At 55.9% G+C, this 17,534-nt stretch carries 16 protein-coding genes; 15 read left to right on the top strand and 1 reads right to left on the bottom strand.

Annotated features, from left to right (window positions below; translation table 11 throughout):
* The first annotated feature begins 83 nt into the window (after window positions 1–83).
* From EQV24_RS09555 to nei, 7 genes are all read left to right on the top strand, one after another.
* Entirely contained in the window at window positions 84–290 is a 207-nt protein-coding gene (locus EQV24_RS09555; protein WP_013097552.1) for a YbfA family protein, read from the top strand.
* A gap of 235 nt (window positions 291–525) precedes the next feature.
* Complete coding sequence (phrB, locus tag EQV24_RS09550) at window positions 526–1,938, top strand: deoxyribodipyrimidine photo-lyase (protein ID WP_045902297.1); 1,413 nt, start codon at window positions 526–528, stop codon at window positions 1,936–1,938.
* 10 nt (window positions 1,939–1,948) lie between these two features.
* Window positions 1,949–2,692: a type 2 GTP cyclohydrolase I gene (locus EQV24_RS09545; RefSeq protein WP_023621132.1), complete on the top strand. Its 744-nt coding sequence runs from the start codon at window positions 1,949–1,951 to the stop codon at window positions 2,690–2,692.
* A 14-nt stretch (window positions 2,693–2,706) separates the two neighbouring features.
* Window positions 2,707–3,363: a 5-oxoprolinase subunit PxpB gene (gene pxpB, locus EQV24_RS09540; RefSeq protein ID WP_013097549.1), complete on the top strand. Its 657-nt coding sequence runs from the start codon at window positions 2,707–2,709 to the stop codon at window positions 3,361–3,363.
* Window positions 3,357–4,289 carry a 5-oxoprolinase subunit PxpC gene (gene pxpC / locus EQV24_RS09535; RefSeq protein WP_013097548.1) on the top strand — a complete coding sequence of 311 codons (933 nt, stop codon included), beginning with the start codon at window positions 3,357–3,359 and terminating at the stop codon, window positions 4,287–4,289. Before pxpB ends, pxpC begins: the two co-directional genes overlap by 7 nt.
* The gene (pxpA, locus tag EQV24_RS09530; protein WP_029883020.1) at window positions 4,276–5,013 is read left to right on the top strand and encodes a 5-oxoprolinase subunit PxpA; all 738 of its coding nucleotides are present in this window, start codon (window positions 4,276–4,278) and stop codon (window positions 5,011–5,013) included. Before pxpC ends, pxpA begins: the two co-directional genes overlap by 14 nt.
* Before the next feature lie 19 nt (window positions 5,014–5,032).
* Window positions 5,033–5,824 (top strand): endonuclease VIII, encoded by a 792-nt coding sequence (gene nei / locus EQV24_RS09525; protein WP_058682128.1) that lies wholly within the window; start codon window positions 5,033–5,035, stop codon window positions 5,822–5,824.
* A gap of 98 nt (window positions 5,825–5,922) precedes the next feature.
* Here nei and EQV24_RS09520 read toward each other — a convergent pair whose 3' ends face one another.
* On the bottom strand, window positions 5,923–7,206 hold the full coding sequence (locus EQV24_RS09520) for a citrate synthase (protein ID WP_013097545.1): 1,284 nt from the start codon (window positions 7,204–7,206) through the stop codon (window positions 5,923–5,925).
* Between the two features lie 639 nt (window positions 7,207–7,845).
* Between EQV24_RS09520 and sdhC the strand changes: the two genes are divergently transcribed.
* The 8 genes from sdhC (at window position 7,846) to sucD (ending at window position 17,490) form a co-directional block, all read left to right on the top strand.
* Entirely contained in the window at window positions 7,846–8,250 is a 405-nt protein-coding gene (gene sdhC, locus EQV24_RS09515; RefSeq protein WP_020684965.1) for a succinate dehydrogenase cytochrome b556 subunit, read from the top strand.
* Complete coding sequence (gene sdhD, locus EQV24_RS09510; protein ID WP_008501088.1) at window positions 8,244–8,591, top strand: succinate dehydrogenase membrane anchor subunit; 348 nt, start codon at window positions 8,244–8,246, stop codon at window positions 8,589–8,591. The genes sdhC and sdhD overlap by 7 nt, the downstream gene beginning before the upstream one ends.
* The gene (gene sdhA, locus EQV24_RS09505) at window positions 8,591–10,357 is read left to right on the top strand and encodes a succinate dehydrogenase flavoprotein subunit (RefSeq protein WP_014831113.1); all 1,767 of its coding nucleotides are present in this window, start codon (window positions 8,591–8,593) and stop codon (window positions 10,355–10,357) included. The genes sdhD and sdhA overlap by 1 nt, the downstream gene beginning before the upstream one ends.
* 15 nt (window positions 10,358–10,372) lie before the next feature.
* Window positions 10,373–11,089 carry a succinate dehydrogenase iron-sulfur subunit SdhB gene (sdhB, locus tag EQV24_RS09500; RefSeq protein ID WP_008501090.1) on the top strand — a complete coding sequence of 239 codons (717 nt, stop codon included), beginning with the start codon at window positions 10,373–10,375 and terminating at the stop codon, window positions 11,087–11,089.
* Between the two features lie 227 nt (window positions 11,090–11,316).
* On the top strand, window positions 11,317–14,124 hold the full coding sequence (sucA, locus tag EQV24_RS09495; protein WP_023622290.1) for a 2-oxoglutarate dehydrogenase E1 component: 2,808 nt from the start codon (window positions 11,317–11,319) through the stop codon (window positions 14,122–14,124).
* Window positions 14,125–14,138: 14 nt separating this feature from the next.
* Window positions 14,139–15,359: a 2-oxoglutarate dehydrogenase complex dihydrolipoyllysine-residue succinyltransferase gene (gene odhB / locus EQV24_RS09490; RefSeq protein WP_013097540.1), complete on the top strand. Its 1,221-nt coding sequence runs from the start codon at window positions 14,139–14,141 to the stop codon at window positions 15,357–15,359.
* Window positions 15,360–15,454: 95 nt separating this feature from the next.
* Window positions 15,455–16,621 (top strand): ADP-forming succinate--CoA ligase subunit beta, encoded by a 1,167-nt coding sequence (gene sucC / locus EQV24_RS09485; RefSeq protein WP_006809579.1) that lies wholly within the window; start codon window positions 15,455–15,457, stop codon window positions 16,619–16,621.
* Complete coding sequence (sucD, locus tag EQV24_RS09480; protein ID WP_008501094.1) at window positions 16,621–17,490, top strand: succinate--CoA ligase subunit alpha; 870 nt, start codon at window positions 16,621–16,623, stop codon at window positions 17,488–17,490. Before sucC ends, sucD begins: the two co-directional genes overlap by 1 nt.
* Window positions 17,491–17,534: the final 44 nt, after the last annotated feature.

The raw sequence follows: 17,534 nt of genomic DNA, 5'->3' as shown, positions 1-17,534 counted from the left end.
AAACAAAGCGATATTATTTTAGCCAGGTCACAGTTTTTGAATTTTCCGGAGTCAGTTTCCGGCCAACTACAGGGGAGAAAAATATGGATCTTTATAAAGAGTATCCGGCTCATATCGTGTTCATGCGTCGTGCTTTCGCCGTAGTGGCTGGCGTGCTGGCCCTGCCGGTGATGTTGTTCTGGAAAGATCGCGCACGTTTTTACAGCTATCTGCACCGCGTCTGGGCAAAAACCAGCGAGAAGCCGGTATGGATGGATCAGGCCGAAAAAGCGACCTGTGATTTCTACTAATAAAAAGACTACACACAGCAATAAACAAACCGCCTACAGCAATGTGGCGGTTTTTTTGTCTCTCCTGATTTGCGGTCCGTTGGGTGGTTTTCAGGCATATCTTCTTATTCTGAGTCATCAACTGCCACTACCTTATTTCATCCTGTCTACACTTCATGGCAAAGTAGTTCAATGCGTGCCTTTTTCGTTTTACGGCATGCCCTTACGGACATAATGGACAATTGCCTGGAGTTTTATGCCCACCCATCTGGTTTGGTTTCGCGCGGATCTGCGCCTGCATGACAACATCGCCCTGGCGGCAGCCTGTCGCTCTGAACACGCCCGCGTGCTGGCGCTGTTTATCGCTACTCCCGGACAGTGGCAGCAGCATGATATGGCCCCCCGACAAGCCGCTTATCTCTGTTCGCATCTGAATGCCCTGCAACGTTCGCTGGCGGAAAAAGGCATTCCGTTGATTTACAAAGAGGTCAGCGATTTTACCGCTCAGCTCAGCGCGGTACAGGAGGTATGTCAGCAGAACGACGTCACGCATCTTTTTTACAACTACCAGTACGAATTCAATGAACAGCAGCGCGATCGCGAGCTTGAGCGCATCCTCGGGGATGTAGAGTGTCAGGGATTTGATGACAGCGTCATGCTGGCGCCGGGCAGCGTAATGACCGGCAATCGCGAGATGTATAAGGTCTTTACGCCGTTTAAAAATGCATTTATCAAACGGCTGAAAGAGGCGTTGCCGGAGTGTGTTGCCGCGCCATCTGCGCGAGGGGAGTGTGTAAACGACCTGCCTGAACTGACGTTTGACTATCCGCAACAGGCGTATGAGCACTCTTTATTCCCGGCTGATGAAAAAGCGGCAATCGCGCAGCTGCGCCAGTTCTGCAAAACGGGGGCGGCCGCTTACGAGGCACGCCGGGATTTCCCCGCCATTGAAGGTACCAGCCGGTTGTCGGCCTGTTTAGCGCTGGGCGTGCTTTCTCCGCGCCAGTGTTTACACCGTCTTCTGGCAGAGCAGCCCCAGGCGCTGGAGGGGGGCGCTGGCTCGGTATGGCTTAACGAGCTTATCTGGCGCGAATTCTACCGTCATCTGATGACGTATCACCCTGAATTATGTAAACATCGTCCTTTCATTCGCTGGACCGAAAATGTGCAGTGGCAGCAAAACGAGACGCTGCTGCAGGCCTGGCAAAAGGGTGAAACCGGCTACCCGATTGTGGACGCCGCGATGCGCCAGCTGAATGAAACCGGATGGATGCATAACCGCCTGCGGATGATTACCGCCAGCTTCCTGGTGAAAGATCTGCTTATCGACTGGCGTGTCGGGGAGCGGTATTTTATTTCTCAGCTGATCGATGGCGATCTCGCGGCGAATAACGGCGGCTGGCAATGGGCGGCCTCGACCGGAACCGATGCGGCACCTTACTTCCGGATTTTTAATCCCACCACGCAGGGACAAAAATTTGATGCGGACGGGACGTTTATCCGCCACTGGTTGCCTGCGCTGAAAGCGGTTCCCGCTAAGGCGATCCACGACCCGTGGGCATGGGCGGACAAACAGGGCGTAACGCTCGATTATCCTCGTCCGATTGTTGAACATAAACAGGCGCGCGTCGCCACGCTGGCGGCGTACGAAGCGGCCCGCAAAGCGTAAGAGAGTCATGATGAAAAATACCGAACTGGAAAGTCTGATCAACGAAAAACTGAACAGCAGTGCCTTCAGCGACTACGGCCCGAACGGGTTACAGGTTGAAGGGCGCGACACGGTGCAAAAAATTATCACCGGTGTGACCGCCAGTCAGGCGTTGCTGGATGAAGCCGTGCGTCAGGAGGCCGATGCGGTCATCGTCCATCACGGCTATTTCTGGAAGAACGAATCACCGATCGTTCGCGGCATGAAGCGCAACCGACTGAAAACGTTGCTGGCGAATGATATCAACCTCTATGGCTATCACCTGCCGCTGGACGCTCATCCCGAGCTTGGCAACAACGTCCAGCTCGCGCAGCTGTTAGGGATCACCGTGATGGGTGAAATTGAGCCGCTGGTACCGTGGGGCGAGCTGTCGATGCCGGTACCGGGTCTTGAGCTGGCCTCCTGGATTGAAGCACGTCTGGGCCGCCGTCCGCTGTGGAGCGGCGATACCGGCCCGGATACGGTGAAGCGTGTCGCCTGGTGCACCGGTGGCGGTCAGGGCTTTATCGATAGCGCCGCGCGTTTTGGTGTGGATGCCTTTATTACCGGGGAAGTCTCAGAGCAGACCATCCATTCAGCCCGTGAACAGGGGCTGCATTTTTACGCGGCAGGTCACCACGCCACCGAGCGCGGCGGCATTCGCGCCCTGAGCGAATGGCTGACCGAAAATACCGATCTGGATGTCACCTTTATTGATATCCCTAACCCGGCCTGATGAGAGGTACCTGAGTGCAGCGAGCGCGTTGTTATCTTCTGGGGGAAACGGCGGTGGTGCTGGAGCTGGAGCCGCCCGTCACCCTTGCTACCCAAAAGCGTATCTGGCGGTTAACGCAGCGTCTGGTGGATGTGCCGGAGGTGGTTGAAGCGATCCCGGGGATGAATAACATCACCGTGGTGCTGCGTAATCCGCATACGCTGGCACTGGATGCCATTGAACGTTTACAGCGCTGGTGGGAGGAGAGCGAAGCGCTGGAGCCGGAATCCCGCACGATTGAGATCCCGGTGGTGTATGGGGGCACAGGGGGACCCGATCTTGGCGTGGTGGCTGAACACAGTGGGCTAACCGAAAAACAGGTCGTTGAGCTGCACGCCTCTGTTGATTATGTGGTCTGGTTTTTGGGATTCCAGCCGGGCTTCCCGTATCTGGGCGGACTCCCTTCGGCACTGCATACGCCACGTCGCGCTGAGCCGCGTCTGAGCGTGCCGGCGGGTACCGTCGCGATTGGCGGCGAACAGACGGGCATTTATCCGCTGGCGTCGCCGGGGGGCTGGCAGCTTATCGGACACACGTCTATGCCGTTATTTGAACCGGGCCTGGACTCGCCGGTCCTCCTGCGTCCTGGCGACACCCTTCGCTTTATCCCGCAGAAGGAGGGGGTATGTTAACGCTTATTCGCGCCGGGCTTTACACCTCTGTTCAGGATGCGGGTCGCTTTGGCATGCGCCAGTCTGGCGTGAGCTATTGTGGCGCGCTGGACAGACCAGCACTGGAGATTGCCAACGTGCTGGTGGGCAATCCCGGCAATACGGCTGCGCTCGAAATTACGCTGGGGCAGTGTGTCATTGAATTTAGTCAGGAGACCTGGTTTGCGTTAACTGGCGCCGGGTGCGATGCCACGCTTGATGGCAAAGCGGTCTGGACCGGCTGGCGGCTGCGGGCAAAAGCCGGACAGCGTTTAACGCTTAAGCGTCCTCAGCATGGGGTTCGCAGTTATCTTGCCGTTGCCGGGGGGATTGACGTGCCGGAGGTGCTGGGCTCATCCAGTACCGATCAGAAAGCCGGAATTGGCGGCCACGAAGGACGTTTGTTGCGCGATGGCGATCGTCTGGCGATAAAACCGTCAACGCGGCACTTTTCAACCGCGCAGGGTGTAAAACAGCTCCTGTGGGGAAACCAGATCCGCGCCCTGCCGGGGCCGGAGTATCAGGAATTTGATGAGGTGTCTCAGGAGTCTTTCTGGCGCTCGCCGTGGAAGATTAGCCCGCAGAGTAACCGCATGGGGTATCGTCTTCAGGGGCAGCCGCTGACCCGTACGACGGACCGCGAGCTGCTTTCACACGGTCTGTTGCCCGGCGTCATTCAGGTACCGGGTAACGGTCAACCGATTGTGTTGATGAACGATGCACAGACCACGGGCGGTTACCCGCGCATCGCCTGCATTATTGAGGCCGATCGCTACCATCTGGCGCAAATCCCGCTCGGACAGCCGATTCACTTCGTGCAATGCTCCCTGGAGGAGGCGCTGAAGGCGCGGCAGGACCAGCAGCGTTATCTGGAACAACTGGCGTGGAGGCTTGATGGTAAAGATTGATTTAAACGCCGATCTGGGCGAGGGCGGCAGCGCCGACGCTGAACTGATGACCCTGGTCACCTCGGTGAATATCGCCTGCGGTTTTCACGCGGGTGATGCCCAAACGATGCTGGCTAGCGTGCGCAATGCCATCAAAAACGGCGTAGCGATAGGGGCGCATCCGAGCTTCCCTGACCGGGAGAATTTTGGTCGCACGGCGATGGATCTCCCGCCCGAGACGGTCTACGCCCAGACGCTTTACCAGATTGGCGCGCTCGAGGCGATTGTGCGTTCGCAGCAGGGCGCGCTGCGCCACGTGAAGCCGCACGGCATGCTCTATAATCAGGCGGCGAACGACCCCGCGCTGGCTGAGGCCATCGCCCGGGCGGTGTTCGATTGCAACCCACAACTGATCCTGGTTGGCCTGGCGGGGAGCGAGCTGATTCGCGCCGGTCAGCGTCTGGGGTTAACCACCCGCCAGGAAGTGTTTGCCGACCGAGGCTATCAGCCCGACGGAACCCTGGTTCCCCGTTCCCGGCCCAACGCGCTGATCACCGATGAGTCTCTGGCGCTGGCGCAGACCCTTCAGATGGTGCGCGAGGGAACAGTAACAACGGTTGAAGGTAATACGGCCAGCGTTCAGGCTGACACAGTATGCTTACACGGTGATGGCGAGCACGCGCTGCAGTTTGCCCGCCGCTTACGGGCGGCGTTTGCAGAGCAGGGGATCCTCGTCAGCGCCTGAAAATCATAAGGATAAAGAGATGCCAGAAGGCCCGGAGATCCGCCGCGCTGCGGATAGCCTCGAGGCGGCGATAAAAGGCAAACCCTTGACGGACGTCTGGTTTGCTTTTCCTCAACTGAAGCCGTTTGAAGCACCGCTGGTGGGACAAACGGTGACCCACATCGAAACGCGGGGAAAGGCGTTACTCACGCATTTTTCTCATAACCTGACGTTATACAGCCACAACCAGCTTTATGGCGTCTGGCGGGTGGTTAACGCCAACGAGCAGCCGCAAACCACACGTGTGCTGCGCGTCAGGCTGCAAACCGCGGATAAAGCGATTTTGCTCTATAGCGCGTCTGATATCGAAATGTTAACGCCGGAGCAACTGCTTACGCACCCGTTCTTACAGCGGGTCGGGCCGGACGTGCTGGATATGCGTCTGACGGCGAATGATGTCAAAGCCCGCCTGTTATCCCCTAAATTCCGCAACCGGCAATTTTCCGGGCTACTGCTCGATCAGGCGTTCCTGGCCGGATTAGGCAATTACCTTCGCGTCGAAATTCTCTGGGAGGTCGGGCTGGCACCACAGCATAAAGCGTCGCAGTTGAGGGATGATCAGCTGGAAGTGCTCTCTCACGCGCTGCTGGATATTCCGCGGCTATCGTATAACACCCGCGGCGTGGTAGATGACAACAAGCATCACGGGGCGCTGTTCCGCTTTAAGGTGTTTCATCGGGCGGGGAAGAGGTGCGAACGGTGCGGTGGGGTGATTGAGAAGACAACGCTCTCTTCACGACCGTTTTACTGGTGTCCCGGGTGCCAGAGGTAAAAAGTAAAACGGTAACCCTCAGGTTACCGTTTTTAATGTGTTCACCCTCTCCCGGTGGGAGAGGGTCGGGGTGAGGGCATCAGGCCGCACCCACGTGTTTAGCGCTTAAGATCAGACTTAAAATCACGCTGCTCGTAGCCGGTATACAGCTGACGAGGACGGGCGATTTTCATGCCTTCGCTGTGCATTTCGTTCCAGTGCGCAATCCAGCCCACGGTACGTGCCATGGCGAAGATCACGGTGAACATGGATGACGGAATGCCCATCGCTTTCAGAATAATGCCAGAGTAGAAGTCTACGTTCGGGTAGAGTTTCTTCTCGATGAAGTACGGGTCGTTCAGCGCGATGTGTTCCAGCTCCATCGCCACTTCCAGCAGATCGTCTTTGGTGCCCAGCTCTTTCAGCACTTCGTGGCAGGTTTCACGCATCACGGTTGCACGTGGGTCGTAGTTTTTGTACACACGGTGACCGAAGCCCATCAGACGGAAGGAGTCATTCTTGTCTTTCGCGCGGCGCACGAATTCAGGAATGTGCTCAACGGTGCTGATCTCTTCCAGCATCTTCAGTGCAGCTTCGTTCGCGCCGCCGTGCGCCGGTCCCCACAGGGAGGCGATGCCCGCAGCGATACAGGCGAACGGGTTCGCACCTGAAGAGCCTGCGGTACGGACGGTGGAGGTAGAGGCGTTCTGTTCGTGGTCAGCGTGCAGGATCAGAATACGGTCCATCGCGCGTTCCAGCACCGGGTTCACTTCGTACTCTTCGCACGGAGTGGAGAACATCATGCGCAGGAAGTTACCGGCATAGGAGAGGTCGTTACGTGGATACACGAACGGCTGACCGATGGAGTATTTGTAGCACATCGCTGCCATGGTTGGCATTTTGGACAGCAGGCGGAACGCTGCGATATCGCGGTGGCGTGGGTTATTCACGTCAAGGGAGTCGTGGTAGAACGCCGCCAGCGCACCGGTAATCCCGCACATCACCGCCATCGGGTGAGAGTCACGACGGAACGCATGGAACAGACGGGTAATCTGCTCATGGATCATGGTGTGACGGGTGACGGTGGTTTTGAATTCATCATACTGAGCCTGCGTCGGCTTTTCGCCGTTCAGCAGGATGTAGCACACTTCCAGATAGTTGGATTCGGTGGCTAACTGATCGATGGGGAAGCCGCGATGGAGCAGGATACCTTCGTCACCGTCAATGTAGGTGATTTTGGATTCGCAAGATGCGGTAGAGGTAAATCCAGGGTCAAAGGTGAACACTCCTTTGGAACCCAGCGTACGGATATCAATAACATCCTGACCGAGCGTGCCTTTTAGCACATCCAGTTCAATAGCATCACCACCGTTGAGGGTGAGTTTTGCCTTTGTATCAGCCATTTACGGTCTCCTTAGCGCCTTATGCTTAAGACTGCGCTTTACCGGATTTGCTTTCAGCTGTTAATCACCGTTACCAGATTGTTATTTGGCTTACCGCTCAGCTCACGAGGACAAACCAGGGTACAGAGCTATGGCGCCTTGCAGGTAAACGAATGAAATATCAGTGAAACAACAGCAAATCAGCGTTTTTGCAGTCCGAATTTTTCAAACCTGTATATCACTAATAACTGTCCTGATAACTTCGGTCAATACCATCACACTGTTACATAACTATTTGTCAGGTGAAAGAGAGACCTCATAACTTTTGCGCATTATATGCCTTTTCTGATGACGTTTGTAACAATATTGTTTAACATTTGTCAAATCAGATGATTAAAAATTAAAAAGATGTTGTTATCGTGACCCTGATCACTGTTCCAGAGAAAACCCGACAAACTGTATGTAGGTTAATTGTAATGATTTTGTGAACGGCCTATACTGCCGCCAGGTCTCCGGAACACCCTGCAATCCCGAGCCACCCAGCGTTGTAACGTGTCGTTTTAGCATTTGGAAGCAATGTTTTGCATGACGCGCAGTTATAGAAAAGGAACGCTGTCTGACCCGCATCGCAGTCCGGAGGAAGGAAACAATAAGAACAGCATGTGGGCGTTATTCATGATAAGAAATGTGAAAAAACAAAGACCTGTCAATCTGGATCTCAAAACGATCCGGTTCCCCGTAACAGCAATAGCGTCCATTCTGCACCGTGTATCGGGTGTGATTACGTTTGTGGCGGTAGGCATTCTGCTGTGGTTACTGGGCACCAGCCTCTCTTCTCCTGAAGGATTCCTCCAGGCCTCTGCCATCATGAACAGCTTCTTCGTGAAATTCATCATGTGGGGCATTCTGACCGCACTGGCGTACCACGTTGTGGTGGGTGTTCGCCATATGCTGATGGACTTTGGTTACCTGGAAGAGACTTTCGAAGCCGGGAAACGTTCCGCTAACATTTCATTTGTGATTACAGTCGTGCTTTCACTTCTCGCAGGAGTTCTCGTATGGTAAGCAACGCCTCCGCATTAGGACGCAACGGCGTACATGACTTCATTCTGGTCCGTGCTACCGCCATCGTTCTCACCCTCTACATCATCTATATGATCGGTTTCTTCGCGACCAGCGGCACGCTGACGTGGGAAATCTGGAGTGGGTTCTTCGGATCTGCCTTCACCAAAGTGTTCACCCTGCTGGCGCTGTTCTCCATTCTTATTCATGCCTGGATTGGCATGTGGCAGGTGTTGACCGATTACGTTAAACCGCTGGCGATTCGCCTTCCTCTGCAGCTGGCCATTGTCGTTGCACTGGTGGTTTACGTTATTTATGGATTCGTTGTGGTGTGGGGTGTGTAATGAAACTGCCAGTCAGAGAATTTGATGCTGTTGTGATTGGTGCGGGTGGCGCAGGTATGCGCGCCGCGCTGCAAATTTCCCAGAGCGGCCAGACCTGTGCGCTGCTCTCTAAAGTATTCCCGACCCGTTCCCACACGGTATCTGCGCAGGGCGGTATTACCGTTGCGCTGGGTAACTCCCATGAAGATAACTGGGAATGGCACATGTACGACACGGTAAAAGGGTCCGACTACATCGGCGACCAGGATGCCATCGAATATATGTGTAAGACTGGCCCGGAAGCGATTCTGGAGCTGGATCATATGGGTCTGCCGTTCTCCCGTCTGGAAAATGGCACCATCTATCAACGTCCGTTTGGCGGCCAGTCGAAAAACTTCGGCGGCGAGCAGGCGGCACGTACCGCGGCAGCGGCTGACCGTACCGGTCACGCGCTGCTGCATACTCTGTATCAGCAGAACCTGAAAAACCACACCACCATCTTCTCCGAGTGGTATGCGCTGGATCTGGTGAAAAATGCCGATGGCGCGATTGTCGGTTGTACCGCGCTGTGCATTGAAACCGGTGAAGTGGTCTACTTCAAAGCGCGCGCAACCGTGCTGGCGACCGGCGGTGCAGGGCGTATTTACCAGTCCACCACTAACGCCCACATCAATACCGGTGACGGCGTAGGGATGGCTATCCGCGCTGGCGTGCCGGTGCAGGATATGGAGATGTGGCAGTTCCACCCAACCGGTATCGCCGGTGCGGGTGTTCTGGTGACCGAAGGCTGCCGTGGTGAAGGCGGTTACCTGCTGAACAAACACGGCGAACGTTTCATGGAACGTTATGCCCCGAATGCGAAAGACCTGGCGGGTCGTGACGTGGTGGCGCGTTCAATCATGATCGAAATCCGTGAAGGTCGCGGCTGTGATGGCCCATGGGGTCCACACGCCAAGCTGAAACTCGACCACCTGGGTAAAGAGGTACTGGAATCCCGTCTGCCGGGTATTCTGGAGCTGTCCCGTACCTTCGCCCACGTCGACCCGGTGAAAGAGCCAATTCCGGTTATTCCTACCTGCCACTACATGATGGGCGGTATTCCGACCAAAGTGACCGGTCAGGCATTGACCGTGAACGAGCAGGGCGAAGATGTGGTCATCCCAGGCCTGTTCGCGGTAGGCGAAATTGCCTGCGTATCCGTACACGGTGCCAACCGTCTGGGGGGGAACTCCCTGCTGGACCTGGTGGTGTTTGGTCGTGCGGTGGGTCTGCACCTGCAGGAATCCATTGCCGAACAGGGCGCGCTGCGTGACGCCACTGACGACGAAATTGATGCATCGCTTGAGCGTCTGAACCGCTGGAACGGTAACCGTAACGGTGAAGATCCGGTGGAAATCCGCAAAGCGCTGCAGGAATGTATGCAGCACAACTTCTCGGTATTCCGTGAAGGTGACGCGATGGCGAAAGGTCTTGAGCAACTGAAAGCGATCCGCGAGCGCCTGAAAAACGCCCGTCTGGATGATACTTCCAGCGAGTTCAACACCCAGCGCGTTGAGTGTCTTGAGCTGGATAACCTGATGGAAACCGCGTTCGCAACCGCGATGTCGGCCAACTTCCGTACCGAAAGCCGTGGCGCGCATAGCCGCTTCGACTTCCCGGATCGTGACGATGAAAACTGGCTGTGCCATTCCCTGTATCTGCCAGAGTCGGAAACCATGACGCGCCGTCAGGTGAACATGGAACCGAAACTGCGTCCGGCGTTCCCGCCGAAGATTCGTACTTACTAATGCGGAGACAGGACAATGAAACTCGAATTCTCAGTTTATCGTTATAACCCGGATGTAGATGACGCTCCGCGCATGCAGGATTACACGCTGGAAGCGGAAGAAGGTCGTGACATGATGCTGCTGGATGCGTTAATCCAGCTGAAAGAAAAAGATCCGACACTGTCGTTCCGTCGCTCCTGCCGTGAAGGGGTGTGTGGCTCTGACGGCGTCAACATGAACGGCAAAAATGGTCTGGCCTGCATCACGCCAATTTCCGCGTTGCAGCGCCCGGGCCAGAAAATTGTTATCCGTCCTCTGCCAGGCCTGCCGGTCGTGCGTGATTTGGTGGTAGACATGGGGCAATTCTATGCACAATATGAGAAGATTAAACCTTACTTATTGAATAATGGGCAAAATCCACCCGCTCGTGAGCATTTACAGTCTCCCGAGCAGCGTGAAAAACTCGACGGCTTGTATGAGTGTATTCTCTGTGCATGTTGTTCAACGTCGTGCCCGTCGTTCTGGTGGAACCCGGACAAGTTCATCGGCCCGGCCGGTCTGCTGGCTGCCTATCGCTTCCTGATCGATAGCCGCGACACCGAAACCGATAGTCGTCTGGAAGGTTTAAGTGACGCTTTCAGCGTATTCCGCTGCCATAGCATCATGAACTGCGTCAGTGTGTGTCCGAAGGGGCTGAACCCGACGCGCGCCATCGGCCATATTAAGTCGATGCTGCTGCAGCGCAGTGCGTAAGTAAGTAGTGAGAGGGGGCGCTGTTCCCCCTCACCCTAACCCTCTCCCAAAGGGAGAGGGGATAGATTGCAGAAACCTTTAAAAACTGCCCTGAAGTCTAGACAGTTTCTAAAGGTTCCTTCGCGGGCCAAATGAAAAGAGCTCGCAGGTGAACCCCGGCACGTACACGCGGTGTGCGTGGTAGTTTCTACGGCGAAAGTAAGCATAAAAATGCTTAAGGGATCACGATGCAGAACGGCGCAATGAAAGCCTGGCTGGACTCTTCTTACCTCTCTGGTGCCAACCAGAGCTGGATAGAACAGCTCTATGAAGACTTCTTAACCGATCCTGACTCAGTGGACGCAAACTGGCGTTCCATGTTCCAGCAGTTGCCTGGCACGGGAGTCAAACCGGATCAATTCCATTCCAAAACACGTGATTATTTCCGTCGTCTGGCGAAGGATGCCTCACGTTACTCTTCTGCGATTTCCGACCCTGACACCAACGCGAAGCAGGTTAAAGTCCTGCAGCTTATTAACGCTTATCGCTTCCGCGGTCACCAGCATGCGAATCTCGATCCGCTGGGACTGTGGAAACAAGACCGTGTGGCGGATCTCGATCCGGCGTATCACGATCTGACCGAGGCCGATTTCCAGGAAAGCTTTAACGTAGGTTCTTTTGCCATCGGTAAAGACACGATGAAGCTGGGCGATCTGATCGACGCCCTCAAGCAAACCTACTGCGGCTCCATCGGCGCGGAATACATGCATATCACTTCTACCGAAGAGAAACGCTGGATCCAGCAGCGTATCGAATCCGTAGCGGGCCACGCGACCTTCTCGGCTGACGAGAAAAAACGCTTCCTGAACGAACTGACCGCAGCGGAAGGGCTTGAGCGCTATCTGGGCGCGAAGTTCCCGGGCGCAAAACGCTTCTCGCTGGAAGGCGGCGATGCGTTAGTGCCAATGCTGAAAGAGCTGATTCGTCATGCAGGCAAGAGCGGTACCCGTGAAGTGGTACTGGGCATGGCGCACCGTGGTCGTCTGAACGTGCTGGTCAACGTGCTGGGTAAAAAACCGCAGGACCTGTTCGACGAATTCGCGGGCAAACATAAAGAACATCTCGGCACCGGTGACGTGAAGTACCACATGGGCTTCTCGTCTGATATCGAAACCGAAGGCGGTCTGGTTCACCTGGCGCTGGCGTTTAACCCGTCGCACCTGGAGATCGTCAGCCCGGTAGTTATCGGTTCCGTGCGCGCGCGTCTGGATCGTCTGGACGAGCCAAGCAGCAACAAAGTGCTGCCAATCACCATTCACGGTGATGCGGCGGTCACAGGGCAGGGCGTGGTTCAGGAAACCCTGAACATGTCCAAAGCGCGTGGTTATGAAGTGGGCGGTACCGTTCGTATCGTCATCAACAACCAGGTGGGCTTCACAACGTCTAACCCACTGGATGCGCGTTCAACCCCTTACTGCACCGACATCGGCAAGATGGTACAGGCGCCAATCTTCCACGTGAACGCGGATGACCCGGAAGCGGTCGCCTTCGTGACCCGTCTGGCGCTGGACTTCCGTAACACCTTCAAACGCGATGTGTTCATCGATCTGTTCTGCTACCGCCGTCACGGCCACAACGAAGCCGACGAGCCAAGTGCAACCCAGCCGTTGATGTACCAGAAAATCAAAAAACACCCGACGCCGCGCAAAATCTACGCTGACAAGCTGGAAAGCGAAAAAGTGGCGACGCTGGAAGATGCGACCGAAATGGTCAACCTCTACCGCGACGCGCTGGATGCGGGTGAGTGCGTGGTGAAAGAGCTGCGTCCGATGAACATGCACTCCTTTACCTGGTCGCCGTACCTCAACCACGAGTGGGATGAGAGCTACCCGAACAAGGTCGAGATGAAGCGCCTGCAGGAGCTGGCTAAACGCATCAGCACCGTGCCAGACGCCATCGAGATGCAGTCTCGCGTGGCAAAAATTTATGCTGACCGTCAGTCTATGGCGGCAGGTGAGAAGCTGTTCGACTGGGGCGGTGCAGAAACGCTGGCTTACGCGACGCTGGTTGACGAAGGTATTCCTGTTCGTCTGTCCGGTGAAGATGCGGGCCGTGGCACCTTCTTCCACCGTCACGCGGTAGTTCACAACCAGTCTAACGGTTCAACCTACACCCCGCTGCAGCACGTGCATAACGGTCAGGGCCAGTTCAAGGTCTGGGACTCCGTGCTCTCTGAAGAAGCGGTGCTGGCCTTCGAATACGGTTACGCTACCGCAGAGCCGCGTACGCTGACCATCTGGGAAGCGCAGTTCGGTGACTTCGCCAACGGTGCTCAGGTGGTTATCGACCAGTTCATCTCTTCTGGCGAACAGAAATGGGGCCGTATGTGTGGCCTGGTGATGCTCCTGCCACATGGTTATGAAGGCCAGGGTCCTGAGCACTCCTCCGCGCGCCTGGAACGTTATCTGCAGCTCTGCGCTGAGCAGAACATGCAGGTTTGCGTACCGTCCACCCCGGCTCAGGTTTACCACATGCTGCGTCGTCAGGCGCTGCGCGGTATGCGCCGTCCGCTGGTGGTCATGTCACCAAAATCCCTGCTGCGTCACCCACTGGCGGTGTCCAGCCTGGATGAGCTGGCGAATGGCACCTTCCTGCCTGCCATCGGTGAGATTGATGAACTGGATCCGCAGGCTGTGAAGCGTGTGGTGATGTGTTCTGGTAAGGTTTATTACGACCTGCTGGAACAGCGCCGTAAGAACGATCAGAAAGATGTCGCCATCGTGCGTATCGAACAGCTTTATCCATTCCCGCACCAGGCGGTGCAGGAAGCGCTGAAACCGTACGCTCACGTGCATGATTTTGTCTGGTGCCAGGAAGAGCCGCTCAACCAGGGCGCATGGTACTGCAGCCAGCATCATTTCCGTGAAGTGATTCCATTTGGGTCTGCCCTGCGTTATGCAGGTCGCCCGGCCTCCGCCTCTCCGGCGGTAGGGTATATGTCCGTTCACCAGAAGCAGCAACAAGATCTGGTCAATGACGCGCTGAACGTCGATTAATTAAAGGATACATAATGAGTAGCGTAGATATTCTTGTTCCCGACCTGCCTGAATCTGTAGCAGATGCGACCGTCGCTACCTGGCATAAAAAACCAGGCGATGCCGTTAAGCGCGATGAAGTGCTGGTAGAAATCGAAACTGACAAAGTGGTACTGGAAGTACCGGCTTCGGCGGATGGCGTTCTGGACGCGGTGCTGGAAGACGAAGGCACCACCGTAACCTCTCGCCAGATCCTGGGTCGCCTGCGTGAAGGCAACAGCGCGGGCAAAGAGTCCAGCGCGAAGTCTGAAGAGAAAGCCTCTACGCCGGCTCAGCGCCAGCAGGCTTCTCTGGAAGAACAGACCAACGACGCGCTCAGCCCGGCGATCCGTCGCCTGCTGGCTGAACACAGCCTTGACCCGGCAGCCATCAAAGGTACCGGTGTAGGCGGTCGTCTGACCCGTGAAGACATCGACAAACACCTGGCGAAAGCGCCTGCTCAGGCAGAAGCGAAAGCCCCTGTGGCAGCCCCAGCAGCACAGCCTGCTCTGGGTGCGCGCAGTGAAAAACGCGTGCCAATGACTCGCCTGCGTAAGCGTGTGGCAGAGCGTCTGCTGGAAGCGAAAAACTCCACCGCGATGCTGACCACCTTCAACGAAGTGAACATGAAGCCAATCATGGACCTGCGTAAGCAGTACGGTGACGCGTTTGAAAAACGTCACGGTATCCGTCTGGGCTTTATGTCCTTCTACGTGAAAGCGGTTGTTGAAGCGCTGAAACGCTACCCGGAAGTGAACGCGTCCATCGATGGTGATGACGTGGTTTACCACAACTATTTCGACGTCAGCATGGCGGTGTCTACGCCACGTGGTCTGGTGACTCCGGTTCTGCGTGATGTGGATACCCTGGGTATGGCCGACATCGAGAAAAATATTAAAGAGCTGGCCGTGAAAGGCCGCGACGGCAAGCTGACCGTAGACGACCTGACCGGCGGTAACTTCACCATTACCAACGGCGGCGTGTTTGGCTCGCTGATGTCTACCCCGATCATCAACCCGCCGCAGAGCGCGATCCTGGGTATGCACGCCATTAAAGATCGTCCGATGGCGGTAGACGGTAAAGTGGAGATCCTGCCAATGATGTATCTGGCGCTCTCTTACGATCACCGTCTGATCGACGGCCGCGAGTCCGTGGGCTTCCTGGTAGCGATTAAAGAGCTGCTGGAAGATCCAACGCGTCTGCTGCTGGACGTCTAGTCCCTTTTAGCATCACCTGCCCTGTAGGCCGGATACGCCTTGCACCGGCCTGCAGGTTTGAAGATAACGATTACCCTGAAGGATGGATAGAACACATGAACTTACATGAATATCAGGCCAAACAGCTGTTTGCCCGGTATGGCTTACCGGCTCCGGTGGGTTATGCCTGTACTACCCCGCGTGAAGCAGAAGAAGCCGCATCTAAAATCGGTTCCGGCCCGTGGGTAGTTAAATGTCAGGTTCACGCTGGTGGCCGTGGTAAAGCGGGCGGTGTGAAGGTTGTTAAGAGCAAAGAAGAAATTCGTGCATTTGCTGAACATTGGCTCGGCAAGCGTCTGGTCACTTACCAGACAGATGCGAACGGCCAGCCAGTCAACCAGATCCTGGTTGAAGCGGCAACCGACATCGCGAAAGAGCTGTATCTGGGCGCGGTGGTAGACCGTAGCTCGCGTCGCGTGGTGTTCATGGCGTCTACCGAAGGCGGCGTGGAAATCGAAAAAGTGGCAGAAGAGACGCCACACCTGATCCATAAAGTGGCTATCGATCCACTGGCAGGTCCAATGCCTTACCAGGGCCGTGAGCTGGCGTTCAAACTGGGTCTGGAAGGCAAGCTGGTTCAGCAGTTCACCAAGATCTTCATGGGGCTGGCGACCATCTTCCTGGAGCGCGATCTGGCGCTGATCGAGATCAACCCGCTGGTGATCACCACTCAGGGCGATCTGATCTGCCTCGATGGCAAACTGGGTGCTGACGGCAATGCCCTGTTCCGCCAGCCAGATCTGCGCGAAATGCGTGACCAGTCTCAGGAAGACCCGCGTGAAGCACAGGCTGCTCAGTGGGAGCTGAACTACGTGGCGCTGGATGGCAACATCGGCTGCATGGTTAACGGTGCGGGCCTGGCGATGGGCACCATGGACATCGTTAAGCTGCACGGCGGCGAGCCAGCGAACTTCCTCGACGTAGGGGGGGGCGCAACCAAAGAGCGCGTAACCGAAGCGTTCAAAATCATTCTCTCTGACGACAACGTGAAAGCCGTTCTGGTGAACATCTTCGGCGGTATCGTACGTTGCGACCTGATCGCAGACGGCATCATCGGCGCGGTAGAAGAAGTGGGCGTTAACGTTCCGGTTGTTGTGCGTCTGGAAGGTAACAACGCTGAACTCGGCGCGAAAAAACTGGCTGACAGCGGCCTGAATATTATTGCAGCGAAAAGTCTGACGGATGCAGCTCAGCAGGTTGTTGCCGCAGTGGAGGGGAAATAATGTCAGTTTTAATCAATAAAGATACCAAGGTTATCTGCCAGGGCTTCACCGGTAGCCAGGGGACTTTCCACTCCGAGCAGGCGATTGCCTACGGTACGCAGATGGTTGGCGGTGTAACACCAGGTAAAGGTGGCACCACGCACCTGGGCCTGCCGGTGTTCAACACCGTGCGTGAAGCCGTAGAAGCGACGGGCGCAACCGCGACCGTTATCTACGTTCCGGCACCGTTCTGCAAAGACTCCATTCTGGAAGCGATCGACGCTGGCATCAAACTGATCATCACCATCACTGAAGGTATCCCGACGCTGGATATGCTCACCGTGAAAGTGAAGCTGGACGAAGCGGGCGTGCGCATGATCGGCCCGAACTGCCCAGGCGTGATCACCCCAGGCGAATGCAAAATCGGCATCATGCCAGGTCACATTCACAAGCCGGGCAAAGTGGGTATCGTTTCCCGTTCCGGTACGCTGACCTATGAAGCGGTTAAGCAGACCACCGACTACGGCTTCGGCCAGTCCACCTGTGTGGGCATCGGCGGTGACCCAATCCCAGGCTCTAACTTCATCGACATCCTGAAGCTATTCCAGGAAGATCCACAGACCGAAGCGATCGTCATGATCGGTGAGATCGGTGGTAGCGCGGAAGAAGAAGCGGCTGCTTACATCAAAGAACACGTAACCAAGCCAGTAGTCGGTTACATCGCGGGTGTGACGGCGCCGAAAGGTAAGCGTATGGGTCACGCAGGCGCGATTATCGCCGGTGGTAAAGGTACGGCTGATGAGAAATTCGCAGCGCTGGAAGCCGCAGGCGTGAAGACCGTTCGCAGCCTGGCGGATATCGGCGAAGCACTGAAATCCATCATTAAGTAAGTCCTCTCTGCGCCCTGAAAGGGGCGCGTTGAAATAAAAAATGT

Source organism: Enterobacter sp. A8, assembly GCF_004296595.1.
Lineage (GTDB): Bacteria > Pseudomonadota > Gammaproteobacteria > Enterobacterales > Enterobacteriaceae > Enterobacter > Enterobacter cloacae.
The sequence above is the reverse complement of the archived record's forward strand: the minus strand, read 5'-3'. Positions and strand labels throughout refer to the sequence as shown.